Genomic DNA, 22,021 nt, shown 5'->3' with positions numbered 1-22,021 from the left:
AGCATCAATGAAAAATCTTACAGCTTTGATGTTCTGAACAATATTTGAGAATGAAAAAGGAGTTTCCATGATCAGAGATATTACAATCGGGCAGTATTATCCTGCAAAAAGCTGCATACACCGGCTGGATCCCCGGGTGAAGATCGTCTGTACGCTGCTGTTCCTGGTTTCCCTGTTTGTGCAGAACAGTGTGCTGGGATACGGCATCGCGACGTTGTTTCTGGCAATGGTCATCAAGACCAGCAGAGTGCCGCTGAAATTTATCGTGAAAGGGCTGAAAGCGATCGTAGTGCTACTTTTATTTACCGTGTGCATGAACCTGTTTCTGACAAAGGGCGGTAAGGAACTGGTTCATTTCTGGATCTTCCATATCACGGAGAACGGCCTGCGGACCTCTGTATTTATGGCGGCGCGTCTGATCTATCTGATCATGGGCTCATCAATTATGACATTTACCACAACACCTAACGGTCTGACAGACGGGATTGAAAGCCTGCTGCGTCCGCTGAACCGATTCCGGGTTCCGGTGCATGAGGTGGCGATGATGATGTCCATTGCCCTGCGTTTTATCCCGATCCTGCTGGAAGAAACGGACAAGATCATGAAGGCGCAGATTGCCCGCGGAGCCGACCTGGAAAGCGGAAATATCATACAGAGGACAAAGGCCATGGTGCCGATCCTGATCCCGTTGTTTGTCTCCGCCTTCCGGCGGGCCAACGATCTGGCCATGGCGATGGAAGCGCGCTGCTATAACGGGGGGGAGAACCGGACGAAGATGAAGCCTCTGATCTATAAGACAAGGGATCATATGGCATATTTGATCACGGCGTTCTACATGGCAGCAGTGTTCGGTCTGGGAAGATTTGTACCCTTCCATTTGTGGATATTCTGAGCACCAGATAAATCTGCCGCCCAGTATAACATGACGCGCACGGCCGCATGAGGAATTATGCCGCCTTGCGGTTGCGGCTGGCGCGATACTTATGGCAGACTTCATCGGCTGTGAGTATATTAAAAAAACAGTTACGGAGGTTTTTATGAAGCGGATCAGGATCACCGTCGCCTATGACGGCACGGACTACTGCGGCTGGCAGATACAGCCCAACGGGATCACGGTGGAAAAGGTGCTCAACCGTGAACTGTCCAGGCTCCTGGGGGAGAAGATCCGGATCATCGGCGCGAGCCGTACCGATTCCGGAGTCCACGCACTGGGAAACGCGGCGGTTTTTGATACGGAGACGCGGATCCCGCCGGAGCGCATCTCCTATGCGCTGAATCAGCGGCTTCCGGAGGATATCGTGATCGTCCGGTCGGAGGAGGTGCCTGCGGACTGGCATCCGAGATACCAGAGCTGCGTCAAGACCTATGAATATCATATCTTCAATGCCGATGTACCGGATCCAACCAGACGCCGGAACACATATTTTGTATCATATCCTCTGAATCTGGAGGATATGCGCCGGGCGGCAGGATATCTCACGGGAACTCATGATTTCGTCAGCTTCTGCAATATCAGGACCAGCGTGGAGGATACGGTGAGGACAATTTATGATCTGGAGATCTCCAGGCAGGAGGTATATGGAGCAGGCAGCGGCCGGGACGGAAGGGAGATTACGATTCGGATCCGCGGAAACGGATTTCTCTATAATATGGTCCGGATTATCGTGGGTACGCTTCTGCGGGTCGGGCGCGGGTTCTATACGCCGGAACAGGTGAAGGATATCCTGGAAGCAGAGAACCGCCAGGCGGCAGGAGTAACGGCGCCTCCTCAGGGGCTGGTGCTGGTGGGGATTGAATATTTGCCACCTGTACGGTTGGATGCTCTTTGAGCATCCAACCCACCTCATTCATTCGTAAAATCCGTGCTTCGCACTTTTGTGCCTGCTAACGCAGTCACATTTTACTCATTAATGAGGTAGGCTGCTAATCCGCAGTCGCATTTTCATTGCAATAAATTGCATAAAAATGTGACTTCGGATTGCAACCGTACAGGTGGAATATTTGTAATTTCTGTGACTATTCAGGACAGCGGCAGACGGATCTGCGGTCTTTCGTTCTGAACAGCGATTGAATTCTATAGAATATATGGATCAGGAGTGTTTGCCGTACGGCAGTCATCAGTCAGGGTGACTGCCTTTTTTCAAACATAAAGGAGGGCGGACGCATTACATTTCTATTCTCAGCTATTTTATATTGTAAAAATGCACAAAAAACCGCTGGTTGACGATGGAAAAAAGATGCATATTTGTTGCATTTGCCGTATTTTTAAAATACCGCAAATTCAGGTCATTCGTCCTTTTTATTTTCAAGGCGGATTCTGTATAATAAGTAAAAAGAGGTGAGGCCTATGGACGTATTTAAAGAGCTGCCGCTGAAAAAGCAGACGTACATGGAAATGCTGTTCCAGAACTGCACGGAGGAAGTCAAGTACTATATGAGAGTCATGGAGGTGGCGGAAAATGAGACGCTGATCAAAGCCGGGGAAAGGTGCAGCAATATTTACATCATTTTATCCGGAAAGGTGACCGGAATCGAATGGCCCATGAATGAAAGGCCTTACTATTTTAAGGACTATGGGCCCGGGGATTTTTTCGGAGAGATCGAGTACTTTGCGGATCTTACCAACTACCGGATCGGGGTGATCACGGCAACAAAGTGCCGGGTACTGGTGATTCCGATGGCGCCTTATATGGATTGGCTCTGCAGCGATGTGGACGCGCTGTACCTTCGGACGAAGGAAAACATGAGCAGGCTGATCTCCCAGACGGCAGATGCCCGGAAGTATCTGTTCATTGAAGGCCGGGAACGGCTGATGATGCATCTGATTCGAAAATACGAGCAGAAGCAGCCGCTGAAACAGGTGCTGGAGCTTAAGGAAAGCCGGGACCAGCTTTCAGAGGAGATCGGCTTTTCCGTTAAGACGCTGAACCGCAATATCAAAAAGTTGAAGGAGATTGATCTGATTGATATCCAAAAGGGGAAGATCGTGATCACAGAAGCTGGATATCAGGAAATGAAGCGGCATATCGGACAATACATTTATGGTGAGATCTGAAAATGTTAGAAAGCATAAGGAGGGAGAAACGATGTATGTAGGAAAAAAAGTAACCCGTGTGGATGCCTATGACAAGGTGATCGGGCGTACCAAGTATACGGATGACCTGTGCGACAAAAGCGCGTATATTGCACAGGTACTGCATTCCACGATTGCTCATGGAAGGGTGGTATCCATAGATACGAGCGAAGCGGAAAAAATACCCGGCGTGATCAGGGTATTCACTTGTTTCGACGTGAAGGAGAAGCATTATTTTCCGACGGCAGGCCATCCATGGTCCACGGATCCGGGGCATCAGGATGTGGCGGACCGTCTGGTCCTGACGGAAGAGGTCCGCTTCTATGGAGACGACATCGCCGCGGTGGTGGCGGAGGATGAAGTGTCCGCCGCACAGGCGATCCGCGCGATCAAGGTGGAGTATGAAGAGTATCCGTTTGTTCTGGATGTACAGGAGGCCATGAAGGACGGGGCGCCTCAGATCCATGAGAAGTACCCGAACAATATTTTGAAGCATACGACCATCCGAAAGGGGAATTATGAGGAAGCGATTCAGGAACCGGGACTGACCAGGGTGGAAGGCTGGTATGAGACGCCGACCGTGCAGCACTGCCATATCGAGAACTTCATCTGCTACGCGGAGATGGAGGGAGAACGCATTACGGTGGTTGCCTCTACTCAGATCCCGCATATTGTCCGCCGCGTGGTCGGCCAGGCGCTGGGCATCGGCTGGGGGCAGGTCCGGATTATCAAGCCTTATATCGGCGGCGGATTCGGCAATAAGCAGGATATCCTCTATGAGCCGCTCTGTGCATGGCTCTGTATGCAGGTGGGAGGACATCTGGTGAAGCTGGATGTTCCCAGGGAGGACACCTTTGTATCCAACCGGGTGCGACATTCCATCCGCAGCCATATCATTTCCTGGGTACGGCCGGACGGCACCTACGCGGCCCGGAAGCTGGAAGCCTTTTCCGACCAGGGGGCATATGCTTCCCACGGCCACAGCATCGTGGCAAAAGGGGCCGGCGCATTCCCGCAGCTGTATCCCTGCGACAATGTAGAGGTTGACGCATATACGATATTTACGAATAAATCCGTGGCAGGAGCCATGCGCGGCTACGGAATCCCGCAGGCTATGTGGGCGGTGGAATGCCATACCGAGGACGTGGCGGCCAAGATGGGCATGGATCCGCTGGAATTCCGGCGGAAGAATCTGATGCCGGTGGGGTATATGGATCCGTTTTCCAAAAATGAACTGTATTCCGATACCTTTAACCAGTGTCTTGACAAGGCCATGGAAGCCATTGATTATGAGCGAAAGTTCAAGGAGTATCAGAACCAGACCGGAGATATCCGGCGGGGGATCGGCATGTCCGTATTCTGGTACAATACGGCGGTGTGGCCCATTTCCCTGGAAACCTCGTCCTGTCGGATGGTATTGAACCAGGACGGCTCCCTGCAGGTGCAGCTTGGAGAGACCGAGATCGGCCAGGGGGCGGACACGGCATATACACAGATGACAGCAGATGTGCTGGGTGTGCCGCTGGAGAGTGTCCATGTGGTATCCTGCCAGGATACGGACGTGACGCCGTTCGGAACCGGGGCTTATGCGTCCAGGCAGACCTATACGGCAGGCTTTGCGATCCGCCAGACCGCGCTGCTTCTGCGGGAGCGGATTTTGAAATACGCCCAGGAGCTGACCCGGATGCCTCCTTACAATCTGGATATCGTGGACGGGAATATCGTCCGCACGACAGACGGAAGGGAACTGATGACATTGGGAGAGCTGGCCACCGAAGCACTGTACAGCCTGACGAACAGCCAGCATCTGTCGGCGGAAAGCACGTCCCAGATCAAGTCCAACGCGTATTCCTTCGGATGCACCATGGCGGAAGTGGAAGTGGATATCCCCATGTGCAGGGTGAAGCTTTTGGATATCGTCAATGTGCATGACGCCGGAAAGCTGATCAATCCGGCACTGGCAGAGGCCCAGGTACACGGCGGCATGAGCATGGGGATCGGCTTCGGGCTGTCGGAACGGCTGATGTTTGATCCGAAGACAGGGCGCGCGCTGAACAATAACCTGCTGGATTATAAGCTTTCCACCTTTATGGATCATCCGCGGCTGAAAGCGCTGTTCGTAGAGAATCCGGAGCCTACCAGTGCATTCGGGACGAAAGCGCTTGGAGAGCCGCCGACCTGTTCCGTAGCACCCGCGATCCGGAATGCGGTGTATCAGGCAACCGGGGTCGGAGTCAATGAGGCACCTGTGAATCCGCATAACCTGTTCCGCAGATTTACGGAGGAAGGTATTTTCGAGAGTGAAGGGAGGTAAAACATTATGTATGATATAAAGGCACTTTACGAGGCGGAAAGTGTGGAGCATGCGATCCGTCTTCTCATAGAACATCCGGAGGCGCAGATCATTGCGGGCGGAAGCGATGTTCTGGTACAGATGCGGGAAGGAAAGCGCGCGGGCAAGGAGCTGGTCAGCATCTACGGTCTGGATGAGATGCGCGGCGTCAGCTATGAAGCGGACGGAGCCATCCGCATCGGTTCCCTTACCAGCTTTTCACATATCACCAGAGATCCGATCATCCAGAAGCATATCAATGTGCTGGGTGAGGCGGTGGATATGGTAGGCGGTCCTCAGATCCGCAACATCGGGACCATCGGAGGAAATACCTGCAACGGCGTGACCTCCGCAGATTCGGCTTCTACGCTCCATGCGTGGGACGCGGTGGTGGAGATCACCGGACCGGACGGGGCGCGCAGGATTCCGATCCATGACTTTTACATAAAGGCAGGCGTGGTGGATCTGCGGCCGGGAGAAATACAGACGGCGATCATCATTCCGAAGGAAGCCTATGAGGGCTATTACGGGCATTATATTAAATATGCCATGAGAAATGCCATGGATATTGCGACTACAGGATGCTCGGTCAATGTCAGGCTGTCCGCAGATAAAAAGACCATCGAGGACGCGCGGATCGCATACGGCGTTGCAGGCCCGGTGCCCATGCGGGCGCCGTCGGCGGAAAAAGCGGCTGAGGGAAAGCCGGTGTCTGAGGAAACGGTGAAGGCATTTGCAGAGACGGTCCTGGAGGATATCAATCCCAGGGACAGCTGGCGCGCTTCCAAGGCGTTCCGGCAGCACATCGCGGTGGTACTTGCCAAACGGGCGCTGAAAGAGTCTATTCGTCTTGCGGGAGGTGAGGTCAATGAGTAAACAGTATAAGCTGGTTTCCTGCACCATCAATGGGAAGCAGGTGGAAAAAATGGTGGATGTCCGTGCCTCTCTTACGGATATGCTTCGGGACGATTATCGGCTTACCAGTGTGAAAAAGGGCTGCGAGGTCGGAGAGTGCGGCGCGTGCAACGTGATCATAGACGGGGAATGCTTCAACTCCTGCATCTATCTTGCGGTATGGGCCGAGGGCAAGGAAATATTGACTCTGGAAGGTTTGGCCGGACCCAATGGAGAGATCTCCGATATCCAGCAGGCGTTTATCGATGAGGCGGCGGTGCAGTGCGGATTCTGCAGCCCCGGATTTATCATGAGCGCGGTGGAGATCCTGGAAGCAAAACGGGAATTTTCGGATGACGAGATCCGCAAGCTGATGTCCGGACACCTGTGCAGGTGTACGGGATATGAAAATATCTTCCGGGCAGTGAAGAAGACCATGCTCCGCAGACTGGGAAAAGAGAAGGAAGCGGACGAGGTTTAAAAATGTATCCAAGGCAAAGAGCCGGATGTTGAGAATCGCTGGGAGAAGCGGTCATTGACAGACCGCTTCTCCCTTTTTGACTTTTTTTCGGGAAAATCGTCATTGTCCGGCATGAGGCAGACATAAAATAAGATAGGAAAAAGGTAAAAGACCATAAGAGCTTGAGAGAGGAAAAATCTATGGAGAATAAAGAAGAAATCATCACCACCGTAAGTGAAGAAAATATTTATAAGTTAAACGGAAGGGTGCCGCTGACGAAGGCGATCCCCTTCGGACTCCAGCATGTGCTTGCCATGTTCGTGTCAAATCTGGCGCCGGTGCTGATCGTGTGCGGCGCCGCGGTTGTCCGGGGAACGGGAGAATCCCTGACCGCGGTGGAGATCACAAGGCTTTTGCAGTGTGCCATGTTTGTGGCCGGCATCGGAACCTGTCTGCAGCTGTACCCGGTCTGGAAGATCGGCTCGAAGCTGCCGATCGTTATGGGTGTCAGCTTTACCTTCCTGGGAAGCCTGCTGATGATCTGCACCAATCCGAATCTGGGTTATGAAGGCATGGTAGGAGCCGTCATCCTCGGCGGTATCTTTGAGGGCGTAGTGGGACTGAGCGCAAAGTACTGGAAGCGGTATCTGACGCCGGTGGTCTCTGCCTGTGTGGTCATTGCGATCGGACTTTCTCTCCTGCCGGTGGGAATGAATTCCTGGGGCGGCGGCAGCGGCGCGGATACCTTCGGATCCTGGTATCATCTGTTTGTGGGAGCGTTTACCCTGGTGGTATGCCTTGTATCCCGCTATTTATTGAAGGGTGTGTATAAAAATCTGAATATCCTGGTGGGGCTGATCCTGGGATATATCCTGTCCGGAATCTTCACGATCGCGGGGATCGCGCCTATGATCGATTTTTCCGGAATTACAAAGACGATCGGTGAGGTCGGATTTTTCAGTATCCCGAGACTGGTATTTTTCACAAGCCACAAGCCGGTCTTTGATATCGGCGCGTTCTTTACGATCGCCATTGTATTCCTGGTGTCTGCGGCAGAGACGACAGGGGCGACGACAGCCGTATGTACGGGGACTTTAGGGCGTGACATTAAGATCGAGGAGCTGCAGGGCTCTCTGGCTGTGGACGGATTTTCCAGTACCATTTCCGGGTGCTTCGGCTGCCTTCCGCTGACCTCTTTCAGTCAGAATGTAGGCCTGGTGACCATGACAGGAGTCATTAACCGATTCACGATCCTGATGGGGGCTATGATCCTGATCCTGGCATCCCTGTTCCCGCCGCTGGGGGCGTTCTTCAACTCATTGCCTCAATCGGTGCTGGGCGGATGTACGGTCATGATGTTTGGGTCTATCATGTACGAAGGGATGAAGATGCTAAAGGAATGTGAGTTTGATGACCGGACCATGATCCTGGTGTCCCTGGCATTCTGCATCGGCGTGGGACTGACACAGACGGACGGCAACTTTTTTGCGGCATTCCCTCAGGCTGTGGGAGACATCTTTAATGGAAACGCGGTAGCAGGCGTGTTTGTCGTATCGCTGTTGCTGAGCTTCGTTCTGCCGAAGGAGAAGAAAGAAACAAATAACGAATCATGAAATATTGTAAAGTGCGTATCCAGGTGGTGCGCGCTTTATTTATGGTGTGCTCGGCGGGTTTACGATCTAAGGGGTGAAAGTCCTTAATCCGCTCGGCAGAGGGATTGACAACGCAGAAAAAACACAATATACTGAAAAAAATGGAATTGCAAATCTGCGAATTCAATTTTAAGCCTTAAAGAGCACTCTAATAGATCAACCCAAAGTTCCAAAGAATTAGGGTGATATTTTGGAGAATGGAACGATAGAACCTATCAGAAAAAGCAAGTATTAAGAACTGTGATTTGAGAAAAGAAAGGATGTGAGATTTTATGAATTATTCGGAACAGGAAGGGAAACAGTATCATATCCAGGTGGGAAAAGGTGATGTGGGAAAATATGTGATCCTGCCGGGAGACCCGAAGCGCTGCGCGAAGATCGCGAAGTATTTTGACCGGGCGGAGCTGGTGGCGGACAGCAGGGAATATGTGACCTATACCGGTTATCTGGACGGGGTGAAGGTGAGTGTGACCTCCACAGGTATCGGCGGCCCTTCGGCAGCGATCGCAATGGAGGAGCTTGTCATGTCCGGGGCGGATACCTTTATTCGGATCGGAACCTGCGGCGGCATGCAGACGGATGTGAGAAGCGGAGATGTGGTGATCGCAAGCGGCGCGATCCGAATGGAAGGGACGAGCCGGGAATATGCGCCCATCGAATTTCCGGCAGTGGCGGATGTAGAGATCGTAAATTCTCTGATTAAAGCAGCGAAGAAGCTGGAACAGGATTATCATGTTGGCGTCGTACAGTGCAAGGATTCCTTTTACGGACAGCATTCTCCGGAATTGAAGCCTGTGAGCTATGAGCTTCTGGATAAATGGGAGGCGTGGAAACGGCTGGGATGCCTGGCATCGGAAATGGAATCGGCGGCATTGTTCGTTGTGGCCAGCAGTCTGGGCGTCAGGATCGGCTCCTGCTTCCTGGTCATGGCCAATCAGGAGCGGGAAAAAGCCGGGCTGGATAATCCGGTGGTGCATGATACGGATATGGCAATCCGCATTGCGGTGGAAGCGATCCGGAATCTGATCCGGGAGGATCAGGAGTGATTCTAAATGAAAAGCGGAGAGAAATTGCTATCTGTGAAGCAGATTGGTTTGTAAAAGGAGGACATCGTATGAAGCATGAGCAGATCATGGAACTGATCGAGACAGCGGCGGACCAGCTTCAATATTCCTATGTGCCGTACTCCGGTTTCAGAGTCGGCGCAGCTCTCCTTGCACAGGATGGGAGCCTGTATACAGGCTGTAATATTGAAAACGCGGCGTATACTCCGACAAACTGTGCGGAGAGGACCGCGTTTTTCAAGGCGGTCAGCGAAGGGGTCAGGAGCTTTCGGGCAATCTGCATTGTAGGCGGCCCGGATGGGAGACTGGAATCCTATACGCCGCCCTGCGGAGTCTGCAGGCAGGTGATGATGGAATTCTGTGATCCGGAGGAATTTGAGATCATACTGGCTACCGGAAAGGAAGACTATAAAATATATAAGTTAAGAGAGCTGATTCCGTTGGGCTTCGGGCCTGAAAATCTGGCATAGGAGATGCTTTTGGCTTGGCGGGACTGCCTGAAAATGGCTGTATCCCTGCGATATATCACAGTGCTATATCGCAGGGATACAGCCATTTTCAGGCAGTTTTTTTGTGAAACGGTTGCCGGAGCAGGCTTTCCTGTTTACTCCTGCGATGCGTCAGGCAGCCATGCCTGTGTGGATATTCGTCGGCTGACGTGAGGGCCACAAGTATCCAGCGGCTTACTGAGCAAGTATTTTGAGGCTGCCTCATCCTGCATCCTGGATTTAAAGATGCAACAACGATGTAAGAGATTACATTATTGAAGTGAATTGAATTATGAAATAAATAGGTATAATTGCACAAAAAACAGGATCAAATCGAGCAATATAAGAGCCAAAAATAAGCAGATTGATGAAAAATATTTTGGATATTGACTTTTGAATATACTATACTTACAATAAAAGTGTAAGTGCTTACATCATGAGGAATGGTTCACCTGATGATGTGAAAAATGGAGACGAAAAACATAGAAAAAAGAAAGGAAAGAGAAAGATGAGTCGTATGAAAAGATGGTTATCTGCAGCCTTATGTATCTGTATGGCGGCGGGGCTGGCGGGATGTGCTTCATCGGGCACCGGCGGGACATCAGGGCGCAGGAGGATTGTGCGGATCTCACATGCGCAGTCGGAGACCCACCCGGAGCATCTTGGACTGCTTGCGTTTAAGGAATACGTGGAGGATAATCTGGGAGATCGGTATGAGGTGCAGATTTTTCCAAATGAGATCCTGGGGGCGGCCCAGAGGGCGATCGAGCTGACCCAGACGGGCGCCATTGATTTTGTTGTGGCCGGCACGGCCAACCTGGAGACCTTTGCCAGTGTCTATGAGATATTCAGTATGCCTTACTTATTTGACTCTGTGGAAGCTTATCATGAGACGATGATGGACACGGATTATATGGAGCAGATCTATGAATCCACGGACGAGGCAGGCTTCCGTGTTATGACCTGGTACAATGCGGGGACCAGGAGCTTCTACGCCAAGACACCTATCGAGACGCCGGATGACCTGAAGGGCAAGAAGATCCGTGTACAGCAGTCGCCGGCCAGCGTGGCCATGACACAGGCATTCGGCGCGGCAGCGTCCCCCATGAGCTTTGGAGAGGTCTATACGGCAATCCAGCAGGGGGTGATCGACGGGGCGGAGAACAATGAGCTTGCACTGACCAACAATAAGCACGGCGAGGTCGCGAAATATTATGCCTACAACAACCATCAGATGGTGCCGGATATGCTGATCGCAAATCTGAAATTCCTGGAAGGGCTGTCGGATGAGGAACGGGAAGTATTTACAGAGGCAGCAAGGATTTCTACAGAAGTAGAGATGGAGAACTGGGATGAGCAGGTAGCAGAGGCGAAGCGGATCGCGGAAGAGGACATGGGAGTCCAGTTCTCGGAGGTCGATGTGGAGGCATTTAAAGAGAAGGTGCTGCCTCTGCACGAGGAGATGCTGGAGGAGAATCCGAAGATCAGGGATTTTTACGACCATATCCAGGAGGTCAACAAGGAAGCAGGTCAGGATAAGGAGGCAGATGAGTCATGAATGCATTGAAAACACTCCGGAAGGGGATGGATTGGGTATTAAGCTCCGCATGTTTTGTCATATTTGCGTTTATGGTAAGTATCGGGACATACCAGATCGTAGTACGTTATTTCTTCAACAGTCCCAGCACGGTCTCAGAAGAGCTGCTGACATACAGTTTCACCTGGATGGCCCTGCTGTCATCCGCCTATGTATTTGGAAAAAGAGACCATATGCGTATGGGATTTTTGGCGGATAAGCTGACTGGGAAAAAGAGGCTGGCGCTGGAAGTCGTGATCGAAGCGTTGATCCTGGCATTTGCCGTGATCGTACTGATCTTCGGCGGAATCCGTATTATGAACCTGACCATGACACAGGTGACGGCATCCCTGGGAATCCCTATGGGAACCGTCTATACGGTGGTGCCGCTGAGCGGCGTCCTGATCGTGATTTATACGGTTCTCAACATCATTGACCTGTGTGCGGGAAGGATAGAGCTGGGCGATACGGAGGAGGCCCAGGAATAAAGAAAAGGAGGATTTCTCTATGGATATAGCAGTATTATCCGGACTGATTATTTTAGTAATGCTTGTGATCATGCTTGTAGCCGGTATGCCGATCGCGGTGGCTCTCGGAGTTTCATCCATCTGCGCGATCCTGCCGATCCTGAATTTTGAGGCAACGGTTGTAACAGGGGCGCAGAGGATATTCTCGGGAATCTCGGTGTTCTCACTTCTGGCGATTCCTTTCTTTATCCTTGCGGGAAATATTATGAACAAGGGTGGGATCGCCGTTCGGCTGATCAACCTGGCAAAGCTGGTGACCGGACGCGCGCCGGGAGCCCTTGCCCAGACAAATGTAGTGGCAAATATGCTGTTTGGCTCCATATCTGGTTCCGGCACGGCTGCCGCGTCCGCTATGGGCTCTATCATCGGACCGATTGAAAAGGAAGAAGGGTATGACCCCAACTTTTCCGCGGCTGCCAATATTGCCACCGCGCCAACCGGGCTTTTGATCCCGCCCAGCAATGTGATGATCACATTTTCTCTGGTCAGCGGGGGAACATCCGTAGCCGCGCTCTTTATGGCGGGATATGTGCCGGGATTTCTCTGGGGGCTTGCGTGTATGCTGGTGATCTATGTACTGGCAAAGAAAAAAGGATATCAGAGTACCTCCCGGTTTACCGGAAAGGAAGCGATGCAGGTGCTGCTCCAGGCGATACCATGCCTGCTGCTGATCGTAATCGTGATCGGCGGGATCATATTCGGGATCTTTACGGCTACGGAGGGGTCGGTCGTGGCAGTCGTATACAGCCTGATCCTGTCCCTGTTTTTCTACAAATCCATCAAGCTGAAAGAGCTGCCGCAGCTTTTTAAGGACAGTGCGGAGATGACGGGGATCATCATTTTCCTGATCGGTGTTTCCAGTATCATGTCATGGGTCATGGCATTTACCGGAATCCCGACAGCGATCTCCAATGGCCTGCTGGGACTGACAGACAATAAGTTTATTATCCTGCTGATCATCAATATTCTGCTGCTGGTGGTAGGCACATTTATGGATATGACTCCGGCATGTCTGATCTTTACACCGATTTTCCTGCCCGTGTGTACGGCACTGGGAATGAATACGATTCATTTCGGTATCATGATGATCTTCAATCTGTGTATCGGAACGATCACGCCTCCGGTGGGGACCACGCTGTTTGTGGGCGTCCGTGTGGGAAATGTAAAGATCGAGACGGTGTTCAGGCAGCTGCTGATTTACTTTGCCGCGATCTTTATCGTGCTGCTGCTGGTAACTTATATCCCGCAGATCTCGCTGTGGCTGCCGGGCCTGATGGGATATGTATAAGTATTGATTGGATAGAACTACAGACAAAAGTGCTCCGGCAGGCTGCAGTTTGAAAGCCGATATGCCGAAGGGGAATCCTGCCGGAGGTCGGTCCCGCCGGAGCATGTCCGAATGATGGAAAAGAATTATTTTAGTTTTGGAAAGAAAGAGAGGGATTAGAATGAAGCAATTTATGGATCAGGATTTTTTGTTAAGTACGGACACTGCAAAGACATTATTTCATGAGCATGCGGCAAAGATGCCGATTCTGGATTACCACTGTCACATCAATCCGGAGGAGATCGCGAAGGACAGGAAGTTTGAGAATATCACCCAGGTATGGCTGGGCGGGGATCATTACAAATGGCGGCAGATGCGTTCGAACGGAGTAGACGAAAAGTATATCACCGGGGATGCCTCTGACCGGGAAAAGTTCCAGAAATGGGCGGAAACTCTGGAGAAGGCCATCGGCAATCCGCTGTATCACTGGAGTCATCTGGAGCTGCAGAGATATTTCGGCTATCACGGGTATCTCAATGGAAAGACAGCGGAAGAGGTGTGGAACCTCTGCAACGCAAAGCTGCAGGAGGACGGGATGAGCGTGCGCAACTTGATCCGTCAGTCCAATGTGACGCTGCTGTGTACTACGGATGATCCGGCGGATTCCCTGGAATGGCATAAAGTGATCGCAGAAGATGCCACATTTGATGTCCAGGTGCTTCCGGCATGGAGACCGGATAAAGCGATGAATATCGAGAAGCCGGATTATGCGGAGTATCTCGTAAAACTGGGGGATGCGGCAGGCATGGAGATCAGGAGCTTCGGGGATTTGAAGACAGCTCTGAAAAAGAGGATGGAATTTTTTGACAGCATGGGATGCAAGGTGTCGGATCATGCTCTGGAATATGTGATGTACGCTCCGGCGGAGGAGAGCCGGATCGAGGAGCTTTTCTCGAAGCGTCTGGAAGGCAAGGCTCTGACAAAGGAAGAGGTATTGCAGTTTAAAACAGCATACATGATCTTCGTGGGAAAGGAATATCACCGCCTGGGATGGGCGATGCAGCTTCATTACGGATGCAAGCGGGATAATAATGTGTTCCGCTTCGGACAGCTTGGGCCGGATACGGGGTATGATTGTATCGATAATTATGCGCCGTCCGCGCAGATGGCAGATTTTCTGAATGCGCTGAATGCGACGGACCAGCTGCCGAAGACCATCATTTACAGTCTGAATCCCAATGACAATGCGGCCATCGGAACTATCCTGGGATGCTTTCAGGACGCAGGGACCGTGGGGAAGATCCAGCAGGGCTCCGCGTGGTGGTTCAATGACCATAAGACCGGCATGACGGAACAGATGACTTCTCTGGCAAACTTAGGACTGCTGGGGAACTTTATTGGGATGCTGACGGATTCCAGGAGCTTCCTGTCCTATACCAGACACGAATATTTCCGGAGGATCCTGTGCGAATTGATCGGCGGATGGGTTGAGAACGGGGAATATCCGGCAGATATGGGAGTGCTGGGAGGCATGGTGGAGGATATTTCTTACCGGAATGCGGTACGGTATTTCGGATTTGATCTGTAAAGAAAAACGGCATTTGATAAAACTGCAGCACCGGTGGCTCGGGTGCTGCAGTTTTTTTATAAAAAAGGAAGAAAAATATGTTGCGTATATTCTCCAAAAGCGGTTGTAATAAAAATGCGCATAATCATGTTTTGACAATAATGTAGGTGCGTATAATCAGAATGAGGGGATGCTGTACTAGTACAGCATTGCATTGTACGAGGCAGATGCAGTACAGCAATTTGCAAAAAGCGAACGGCTGGAAATGATTCATTACTATTCACGGCCATGAATTGTAACGATTATTTTGCCAGACAGCCCTTCATAACTTCATAAGCGCCCTTTGTCCGGATCTCTTCCAGATATCCGGCAACCGCAGACTCGAATCCATCCAGCCGGCTTAAGTCCTCGCCCCAGAAACTCTCATTGGCGCATACGGCATGTGCCAGCTCTGCGGAACTGTCATCCCTGTGTGCTTCAAAAAATTCTAAAACATAGCGGTCATCCTTGATCGGATATTCTTCCGCACCCCGGTGTCCCATCAAGGCATCCTCCGTCAGATGGTTCCCATTGAAAAATGCAATGTAAAACGCGAGGGATGCGGTGATGCATGCCGGAAGCTTTCCTGTTTTTTCTAAATATCCTTTCAGAGAAGGCATGACGCGCGCTTTCCATTTTGAGGTGGAATTGAGAGAGATTGCCAGCAGCGCATGATCAATAAACGGATTTTTAAACCGCTCTGTCACGGACGCGGCGAAGTCCTCCAATTCTTTCTTTGGAAGCGTCAGTGTGGGGATGATCTCCTCATAAATAGTCTTATTCATGAATCCCTGGATCACATCATCATTCATGCAGTCACGCACGATATTCTGCCCGGCCAGATAAGCCCCCAGTACAAAAGAGGTATGCGCCCCGTTCAGGATACGAACCTTGCGCTGCTTATAGGGCTTGTGGTCATCAGTGATCAGCACCGGAAGCCCGGCCTCTTCAAAGGGAAGCTCTGTTTTCAGGGACTGCGGGCCTTCGATCACCCAGAAGCCGAAGATTTCTCCGGTATCGATCAGCTGGTCGATATATCCGTTCTCTTCGTTGATGGATTCGGCCTCGGCGCGGGGGTATCCTGTAACGATCCGGTCTACCAGTGTGGAACAGAAGATATTTTCACTTTGGATCCAGGCTGTAAAATCCTCGCCCAGGTTCCATTGCTCCGCATATTGGAGGACACATTTTTCCAGTTCTTTCCCATTGTTGTCGATCAGCTCACAGGAAAGGATCACGAATCCTTTTCCGGTTTTCTTTCCGAATGTCTGGAAACGGCGATAGAGGAACTGTGTCAGCTTGCCGGGATAGCTGTCTGCCGGGGTATCGGTAAACCGGCAGGATGGATCATACACGATCCCGGCCTCGGTCGTATTGCATGCGATGTATCTCAAATCCGGATTTTCCGCGCATGCCAGCAGTTCGTCGAATTCTATATAAGGGTTCAGGCATCTGCTGACACAGGAAATGATCCGCTTCCGATTCACCTTCTGTCCATTCTGAAAGCCGCGCAGATAAAGGGTATAGAGTCCTTCCTGCTCATTGATCATATCGGCAAGCCCCGGCGCGATGGGCTGGCACAGGACGACCTTGGAGTTGAAGCCTGTCTTTTCATTTAATACATCGATAAAATAATCTACAAAGGCACGGAGAAAGTTGCCTTCTCCGAACTGCAGTACCCGCTCCGGTGCTTCGTGAAGCAGGTAGCCGTCATAGTTTATATCTTTTAAGGTCTGATAGCATAATTTTTTCATGATGATTCCTTTCTTTCAATAAGTAAATTAAAAAGCAGAATATGTTACTGTCTGCACGGTCTGTCTGCTGTGGCGTGAGGGCGGCAGTACAGGCAATTCACGCAGTTCGCTTTATAAGGTCACACCCTGCTTGAAGATCGCAAAATCATGGAAGCCTGCTTCCTCAGATTTTACCTTTTCCCCGGAAGCGGTTCGGATCACCTTGTCAAAAAGCCGCTCCGCCAGTACATTCAGCGGTGTCCCCTCTACCATAGTCCCGCAATTGAAGTCGATCCAGTTGGACTTCCGCTCATAGAGCGCGGAATTGGTGGAGATTTTCATGGTCGGCACCGGGCAGGCAAAGGGAGTGCCCCGTCCGGTCGTAAACAGGACGATATGCGCTCCGGATGCCGCCAGAGCCGTGGATGCCACCAGGTCATTTCCCGGGGCGCTTAACAGATGCAGTCCTTTGCCGCGGATCGGCTCCCCGTAGGAGAGGACTCCGCATACAGGCGCACTTCCGGACTTCTGTGTACATCCCAGAGACTTATCCTCCAGGGTGGAGATGCCGCCCTTCTTATTTCCGGGGGATGGATTCTCATAAATCGTCTGATTATGGCTTTTAAAATAATCTTTAAAATCGTTGATCAGGTCCACGGTCTCTTGAAACAGTTCTTCCGTCTCGCAGCGGTTCATGAGCTGAGTTTCCGCTCCGAACATTTCCGGAACCTCGGTCAGGACGGTGGTGCCGCCCTTGGAGATTAAAAGGTCGGAAAACGCGCCCACGACAGGGTTCGCCGTGATGCCGGACAGACCGTCGGAGCCGCCGCACTTCATGCCGATGACAAGCTCGCTGCAGGGGATGGACTCCCTACGGAACTGCCCGGCATATTCCGCAAGCTCCCGGATGATATCAAGAGCATCCGCAATCTCATCCTGGGATTCCTGGCAGACAAGGAAACGAACACGCTGAGGGTCATAGTCTCCAATGTATTTTTTCAGTTCTTCAATATTGCTGTTCTCGCATCCCAGGCCGAGGACCAGTACGCCTCCTGCGTTGGGGTGGCAAATCAGGTCGGCAAGAATCTGCCGGGTATGCTCCTGATCATCGCCCATTTGGGAGCAGCCGTAGGGATGAGGAAATGCGGAGATCTCGTCAATCTGTTCCGTAAGGTAGGCCTGGGCCTGCCGCTCAATAGACGTGGCTATATTATTGACACAGCCTACGGTCGGGATGATCCAGATATTGTTGCGGACACCGACCTTTCCGTCTGCCCTGCGGTAGCCCTGGAAGAAGGTTGGCGCGGAAGGCGTAAGGGAAGAAGCCTGCGGTTCATAATGATAAGTCAGTACATCACCCAGACCGGTCCTCAGATTATGAGTATGGATCCAGGAGCCGGCTCCTACCGATTCTTTGGCAAATCCGATGGGACTTCCGTACTTGATGACCTGTTCACCCTCCGAAAGGGGCGTCAGAGTAAACTTATGTCCCTGGGGAATGTCTTCGGCCAGTATAACGGTCTGCGAGTCCACCTGGAACGTACTGCCCGCGGACAGGGGACACAGGGCAACCGCTACGTTATCCTGGGGATGAATTTTGATAAATTCCTGCATAAAGATTCCTTTCTGAAATAGAGAGCTTCTGTTAATATGTGATAATTGGTTCGGTTCGTTTCTTACTTAATGTAAGCGCTTACATTAAGTTTACTATAAAACAGGAAAGGAGTCAATAGAAAAAGCAAAAAAGTTGAAAAAATGTGAAAAATCTAGAGATAAGGTTTGCTTTTTTGTGAAAAATATTATAAAATTTAGAGTAGTGATGGAATCAAAAATGAAAGAACTTACAACCATAGCGTTTGCGAGTGCCGGAAAGGATGGAATGTTAAGCAGGTGTTTTGAACTGTGCGATCGGAGAGATTGACCAGTCAAGATGTATAAGCTATTTCCATACAGTGCCTAAGAGGTGACAGGATGAATATTTACGATATAGCAAAGCTGTCGGGGGTTTCGATCGCTACCGTTTCCAGGGTTGTGAACGGAAGTCCCCGTGTCAGTGAAAAAACAAAGCAAAAGGTTCTTGCGGTGATGGAAGAATCGGAATATACGCCGAATGTATTTGCGCGGGGACTGGGGCTGAACTCCATGAAGACCATCGGCATCCTCTGCCCGGATATCTCCGATCAGTACATGGCGGAGGCGGTTTCGCATCTGGAAAAACGTCTCCACGAATGCGGATACGACTGCATCCTGGGCTGCAGCGGGAGCATGCAGGAGGCCAGGGAACACCATACCAGGCTGCTACTCTCCAAGCGGATCGATGCACTGATCCTCGTGGGGTCTCTGTATGCAGGATCGGGAAAGGACCCAGAAGAGACGGAGTATGTCCGTGCGGCAGCACAGCAGGTTCCGGTATTCATGATCAACGGATATGTGGAGGGGGAAAACATCTACTGCTCCTATGGGGATGACCGGCAGGGGGCATACGATGTGACCCGGGCGCTGATCCGCCGGGGGAAAAAAAGGATTCTCTTTTTATACGATTCGCAGACATACAGCGCTCGGCAGAAGATGGAAGGATATGAGAGCGCGCTGACGGACGCGGGATATCCCATACTCGGGGATCTGAAGTATTATATCCGTCCATTCGGCATGCATCAGCCGGAGGAAGCCGGTTTTGCTGAATTTTCAGAAAATTCGGCGGGCTATGTGCAGAACAAAGTGCTGTATGTAAAGGAAATGCTGCTGGCGCACCGGACACTGGAATTTGACAGTGCATTTGCATGCAATGACGGCCTGGCTGTCGGAGTGCTCAAATATGCCAGGGCAAAAGGGCTGGCCGTGCCGGAGGAGCTCAGCGTGGCAGGATATAACAATTCCACGATGGCTGTCTGCTGTGAGCCGGAGCTGACATCGGTGGATAATCAGGTGAAGCGGCTCTGCAACGACGCGGTTGACCGGATGCTGGAGGTGCTCCAGGGAAAAGAGGATGTGGAGCAGGATCATAAGGTGCGGTGTGAGATCGTAAGAAGATGCTCTACGGATTTTTGAGTGTCATTTAAAATTGGTTGTAATTTACAATTAAATTCACATAAGGAGGTACATCACATGTTACACGAAGTAAAATTCCAGTCATTCAACGAGCGCGACGAGGTCTACGGATGGATCTATGTTCCGGCGGCAAAGCCGAAGGGCATCGTTCAGGTGATCCACGGCTACGGCGAGCATTCCAGGCGGTATCTGCATATGATCGTGAGGTTCATGGACGCCGGATTCATCGTGGCGGCCGACGACCACGTAGGCCATGGCAAGACCGCCCTGGAGAATGACACTTGGGGCGACTGGGGAGACAAGGGCTGTCATACGATGATGGAGGACGAGCATAAGCTGAAAGAATTGGTATGTGAGAAATATCCGGAGCTTCCCTATTTCCTGTTCGGCCACAGCATGGGCTCCTTTATCGTAAGGGACTACATCGCAAAATACGGAAGCGAGCTTGCGGGCGCGACCATCTGCGGGACATCCGGTGTATTTCCGGGAGCGGAGGACGTGGCAAAGGAACTGGAAAAGGCAGTTGCCGACGGAAAAGGAAAGGAATCCGACCCGGCGTACGCGGGCAGCCTGCTTGGATGGATGTGCGAACGGTGCGGGGAGGTCAGCATCGGAAATGAATGGATCTGCGCGGATCCCTACGTACAGAGAGACCATGCGGAGGATCCTTTCGACGCGTTTACAAAGCCTACATCGAACCAGTCTCTGCTTTACTTTGTACAGATGATGCATGTGATCAACGGTACGGAATGGGCCGAACAGGTTCCAAAGGACCTGCCCATCTACAACATCGGCGGCGACCAGGATCCGGTAGGACAGTACGGGAAGGGAATCTATGAGGTCAGCAACTGGCTGTACGAGACCGGGCATACCGTGGATACAAAGATATATTCCGGCTTCCGCCACGAGATCCACAACTACGCAGAGATCAAGGATGAAGTAGAATATGGTGTCATTGCATTTATGAACCGACATCTGTAGAATGCTCTGTGGTCTCCCGCCGGAACAATATGGGGGGGACCACTTTGTGAACCGGCTTGTCTAAAGGAACCGGTTTTCTTTTTTTCTGTTCCGTCATCTGCTCTACAAGGAGGCGCACGGCTTCGTAGGCGAGTTGATCGATCTGCTGTCCGATCGTGCTGATGGGAAGGACAGCTTCACGGGATATGGGGGAATTGTCAAAACCAACCAGGAGATAATCATCAGGCAATGTGCCGTATTTCCTGATGAGCAGATTCAGCATCACATTGGCAAGCGTGTCGCTGGAGATGAAAATTCCCTTCTTCTGTCCCAGATAAAGACTTTCCAGTCCATCAAGGATTGTCTGGATCTGCGTCAGTGCACTTTTGTAGTCATGTCCAAATTCTTTTTGGATGATCTGGTAATTCAGGCCGTTTTCACGGCAGAAATCGGCAAAGCCCCTGAGGCGTCCATAAGCAGGAATATCTTCTGATGCAGGGGAGTTGATATGGATCAGGATGTCACATTTATGCCTGGCAAGAAGGGCAGCCGCCTGATATCCGCCCATGTGGTTATCCGTATTTACGCTGCATACATACCGGTCCTCACGCTCAATCGTAACGATGGGGATCGAGAGTCCGGCAAGCGCTTTCGATGATATCGTATGGCTTAAAATGATCATCCCCTCAATCTTATAGGCAAGAAGTTCCTGAATATAACGGCGTTCCGTTTCTTCACTTTTATTGCCGACAAATATCAGGAATTTATAATTGAAAACCTCATATGTGGACAAAATCTGATTCAGTATTTCCGAATAGAAATGGTAATACAGGTCCGGAATGATGATACCGATAAATTCTGTTTTGCCATTTGCAAGGATTCGCGCTACTTTATTCTCTTGATAGCCCAGTTTAACAAGAGCATCAGAAATAATCTGCTGGTTTTCCAGCGTAAGAGAGTCCGGGTTATTAAAATATCTGGAAATGGTAGTTTTCGAAAAGTTCGTGTAATTTGCGATATCGCTGAAGGTCACATTCTTTTTCTCTTTCATAGTGGTAATGCCTTTCTTTACGAGCAGATCCTGCTGTATGCTCCCTTGCGGAGCAGATGCAGGCTCTATACAGATCAGTATATCAAAAACAAAAATTACAGACAAGATGTAATCGGTAAAGTAACCGGTTTTGTGAAATGTGCATAAATACAGGCGGACAAAATCGTCGCTTTTCATAAAAAGGAAATTGCAGAATAAACGCATGAATGAACATGTAGGGATATTACAGAAAAAATTATGCATATTTACGAAGGTATATTTTTCCAATACTCTTTATCTGACATCGAAAA

The 22,021-nt window shown here is 50.9% G+C and carries 18 protein-coding genes; 15 read left to right on the top strand and 3 right to left on the bottom strand.

Going from position 1 to position 22,021, the window contains the following annotated elements:
• The first annotated feature begins 67 nt into the window (after window positions 1-67).
• From ACTOY7_RS12865 to uxaC, 13 genes are all read left to right on the top strand, one after another.
• On the top strand, window positions 68-892 hold the full coding sequence (locus tag ACTOY7_RS12865) for an energy-coupling factor transporter transmembrane component T family protein (RefSeq protein ID WP_394683913.1): 825 nt from the start codon (window positions 68-70) through the stop codon (window positions 890-892).
• Window positions 893-1,037: 145 nt separating this feature from the next.
• Window positions 1,038-1,829 carry a tRNA pseudouridine(38-40) synthase TruA gene (truA, locus tag ACTOY7_RS12860; protein WP_482670708.1) on the top strand — a complete coding sequence of 264 codons (792 nt, stop codon included), beginning with the start codon at window positions 1,038-1,040 and terminating at the stop codon, window positions 1,827-1,829.
• A gap of 518 nt (window positions 1,830-2,347) precedes the next feature.
• Window positions 2,348-3,055, top strand: a complete 708-nt coding sequence (locus ACTOY7_RS12855; protein WP_160280299.1) for a Crp/Fnr family transcriptional regulator — start codon at window positions 2,348-2,350, stop codon at window positions 3,053-3,055.
• A gap of 31 nt (window positions 3,056-3,086) precedes the next feature.
• Window positions 3,087-5,387, top strand: a complete 2,301-nt coding sequence (xdhA, locus tag ACTOY7_RS12850) for a xanthine dehydrogenase subunit XdhA (RefSeq protein ID WP_160280298.1) — start codon at window positions 3,087-3,089, stop codon at window positions 5,385-5,387.
• Between the two features lie 6 nt (window positions 5,388-5,393).
• Complete coding sequence (xdhB, locus tag ACTOY7_RS12845; RefSeq protein ID WP_160280297.1) at window positions 5,394-6,281, top strand: xanthine dehydrogenase subunit XdhB; 888 nt, start codon at window positions 5,394-5,396, stop codon at window positions 6,279-6,281.
• On the top strand, window positions 6,274-6,780 hold the full coding sequence (gene xdhC / locus ACTOY7_RS12840; RefSeq protein ID WP_160279282.1) for a xanthine dehydrogenase subunit XdhC: 507 nt from the start codon (window positions 6,274-6,276) through the stop codon (window positions 6,778-6,780). Before xdhB ends, xdhC begins: the two co-directional genes overlap by 8 nt.
• Window positions 6,781-6,959: 179 nt before the next feature.
• Window positions 6,960-8,372 (top strand): uracil-xanthine permease family protein, encoded by a 1,413-nt coding sequence (locus ACTOY7_RS12835; protein WP_160280296.1) that lies wholly within the window; start codon window positions 6,960-6,962, stop codon window positions 8,370-8,372.
• A 311-nt stretch (window positions 8,373-8,683) separates the two neighbouring features.
• Window positions 8,684-9,457, top strand: coding sequence for a uridine phosphorylase (gene udp, locus ACTOY7_RS12830; protein WP_160280295.1), 774 nt, complete (start codon window positions 8,684-8,686; stop codon window positions 9,455-9,457).
• Window positions 9,458-9,525: 68 nt separating this feature from the next.
• A complete protein-coding gene (locus ACTOY7_RS12825; RefSeq protein ID WP_160280294.1) occupies window positions 9,526-9,945 on the top strand; it encodes a cytidine deaminase in 420 nt (139 codons plus the stop codon).
• Between the two features lie 535 nt (window positions 9,946-10,480).
• Window positions 10,481-11,521: a TRAP transporter substrate-binding protein gene (locus ACTOY7_RS12820; protein WP_394683915.1), complete on the top strand. Its 1,041-nt coding sequence runs from the start codon at window positions 10,481-10,483 to the stop codon at window positions 11,519-11,521.
• Complete coding sequence (locus ACTOY7_RS12815) at window positions 11,518-12,027, top strand: TRAP transporter small permease (RefSeq protein ID WP_482670709.1); 510 nt, start codon at window positions 11,518-11,520, stop codon at window positions 12,025-12,027. The genes ACTOY7_RS12820 and ACTOY7_RS12815 overlap by 4 nt, the downstream gene beginning before the upstream one ends.
• A 19-nt stretch (window positions 12,028-12,046) precedes the next feature.
• Window positions 12,047-13,354, top strand: a complete 1,308-nt coding sequence (locus ACTOY7_RS12810; protein ID WP_300824248.1) for a TRAP transporter large permease — start codon at window positions 12,047-12,049, stop codon at window positions 13,352-13,354.
• Between the two features lie 160 nt (window positions 13,355-13,514).
• Entirely contained in the window at window positions 13,515-14,921 is a 1,407-nt protein-coding gene (gene uxaC / locus ACTOY7_RS12805; protein ID WP_160280290.1) for a glucuronate isomerase, read from the top strand.
• 281 nt (window positions 14,922-15,202) lie between these two features.
• On the opposite strand, the gene ACTOY7_RS12800 is transcribed toward uxaC, so the two are convergent.
• Window positions 15,203-16,693 (bottom strand): tagaturonate reductase, encoded by a 1,491-nt coding sequence (locus ACTOY7_RS12800; RefSeq protein ID WP_482670710.1) that lies wholly within the window; start codon window positions 16,691-16,693, stop codon window positions 15,203-15,205.
• Window positions 16,694-16,804: 111 nt separating this feature from the next.
• Window positions 16,805-18,286 carry a UxaA family hydrolase gene (locus ACTOY7_RS12795; RefSeq protein ID WP_160280288.1) on the bottom strand — a complete coding sequence of 494 codons (1,482 nt, stop codon included), beginning with the start codon at window positions 18,284-18,286 and terminating at the stop codon, window positions 16,805-16,807.
• A 357-nt stretch (window positions 18,287-18,643) separates the two neighbouring features.
• Between ACTOY7_RS12795 and ACTOY7_RS12790 the strand changes: the two genes are divergently transcribed.
• Together ACTOY7_RS12790 and ACTOY7_RS12785 are read left to right on the top strand one after the other, a co-directional pair.
• Window positions 18,644-19,720 carry a LacI family DNA-binding transcriptional regulator gene (locus tag ACTOY7_RS12790; RefSeq protein ID WP_300884260.1) on the top strand — a complete coding sequence of 359 codons (1,077 nt, stop codon included), beginning with the start codon at window positions 18,644-18,646 and terminating at the stop codon, window positions 19,718-19,720.
• Window positions 19,721-19,777: 57 nt separating this feature from the next.
• Window positions 19,778-20,701, top strand: coding sequence for an alpha/beta fold hydrolase (locus ACTOY7_RS12785; protein WP_160280286.1), 924 nt, complete (start codon window positions 19,778-19,780; stop codon window positions 20,699-20,701).
• Here ACTOY7_RS12785 and ACTOY7_RS12780 read toward each other — a convergent pair.
• Entirely contained in the window at window positions 20,682-21,731 is a 1,050-nt protein-coding gene (locus ACTOY7_RS12780) for a LacI family DNA-binding transcriptional regulator (protein WP_482670711.1), read from the bottom strand. The two genes, ACTOY7_RS12785 and ACTOY7_RS12780, sit on opposite strands and share 20 nt — an antisense overlap.
• Window positions 21,732-22,021 lie beyond the last annotated feature (290 nt).

The sequence above is a fragment of the Schaedlerella sp. genome (assembly GCF_056796775.1).
Note: the sequence above shows the minus strand (reverse complement) of the source record. Positions and strands in the feature narration are given on the sequence as shown.

What these genes read in the sequence shown, in the direction of transcription:
- ACTOY7_RS12820 (WP_394683915.1), top strand. Translation starts at nt 10,481, where the DNA reads ATGAAAAGATGGTTATCTGCAGCCTTATGTATCTGTATGGCGGCGGGG.
- ACTOY7_RS12855 (WP_160280299.1), top strand. Translation starts at nt 2,348, where the DNA reads ATGGACGTATTTAAAGAGCTGCCGCTGAAAAAGCAGACGTACATGGAA.
- uxaC (WP_160280290.1), top strand. Translation starts at nt 13,515, where the DNA reads ATGAAGCAATTTATGGATCAGGATTTTTTGTTAAGTACGGACACTGCA.
- ACTOY7_RS12825 (WP_160280294.1), top strand. Translation starts at nt 9,526, where the DNA reads ATGAAGCATGAGCAGATCATGGAACTGATCGAGACAGCGGCGGACCAG.
- xdhC (WP_160279282.1), top strand. Translation starts at nt 6,274, where the DNA reads ATGAGTAAACAGTATAAGCTGGTTTCCTGCACCATCAATGGGAAGCAG.
- udp (WP_160280295.1), top strand. Translation starts at nt 8,684, where the DNA reads ATGAATTATTCGGAACAGGAAGGGAAACAGTATCATATCCAGGTGGGA.
- ACTOY7_RS12810 (WP_300824248.1), top strand. Translation starts at nt 12,047, where the DNA reads ATGGATATAGCAGTATTATCCGGACTGATTATTTTAGTAATGCTTGTG.
- ACTOY7_RS12790 (WP_300884260.1), top strand. Translation starts at nt 18,644, where the DNA reads ATGAATATTTACGATATAGCAAAGCTGTCGGGGGTTTCGATCGCTACC.
- ACTOY7_RS12795 (WP_160280288.1), bottom strand. Translation starts at nt 18,286, where the DNA reads ATGCAGGAATTTATCAAAATTCATCCCCAGGATAACGTAGCGGTTGCC.
- ACTOY7_RS12815 (WP_482670709.1), top strand. Translation starts at nt 11,518, where the DNA reads ATGAATGCATTGAAAACACTCCGGAAGGGGATGGATTGGGTATTAAGC.
- truA (WP_482670708.1), top strand. Translation starts at nt 1,038, where the DNA reads ATGAAGCGGATCAGGATCACCGTCGCCTATGACGGCACGGACTACTGC.
- ACTOY7_RS12835 (WP_160280296.1), top strand. Translation starts at nt 6,960, where the DNA reads ATGGAGAATAAAGAAGAAATCATCACCACCGTAAGTGAAGAAAATATT.
- xdhA (WP_160280298.1), top strand. Translation starts at nt 3,087, where the DNA reads ATGTATGTAGGAAAAAAAGTAACCCGTGTGGATGCCTATGACAAGGTG.
- ACTOY7_RS12865 (WP_394683913.1), top strand. Translation starts at nt 68, where the DNA reads ATGATCAGAGATATTACAATCGGGCAGTATTATCCTGCAAAAAGCTGC.
- xdhB (WP_160280297.1), top strand. Translation starts at nt 5,394, where the DNA reads ATGTATGATATAAAGGCACTTTACGAGGCGGAAAGTGTGGAGCATGCG.
- ACTOY7_RS12800 (WP_482670710.1), bottom strand. Translation starts at nt 16,693, where the DNA reads ATGAAAAAATTATGCTATCAGACCTTAAAAGATATAAACTATGACGGC.
- ACTOY7_RS12785 (WP_160280286.1), top strand. Translation starts at nt 19,778, where the DNA reads ATGTTACACGAAGTAAAATTCCAGTCATTCAACGAGCGCGACGAGGTC.
- ACTOY7_RS12780 (WP_482670711.1), bottom strand. Translation starts at nt 21,731, where the DNA reads ATGAAAGAGAAAAAGAATGTGACCTTCAGCGATATCGCAAATTACACG.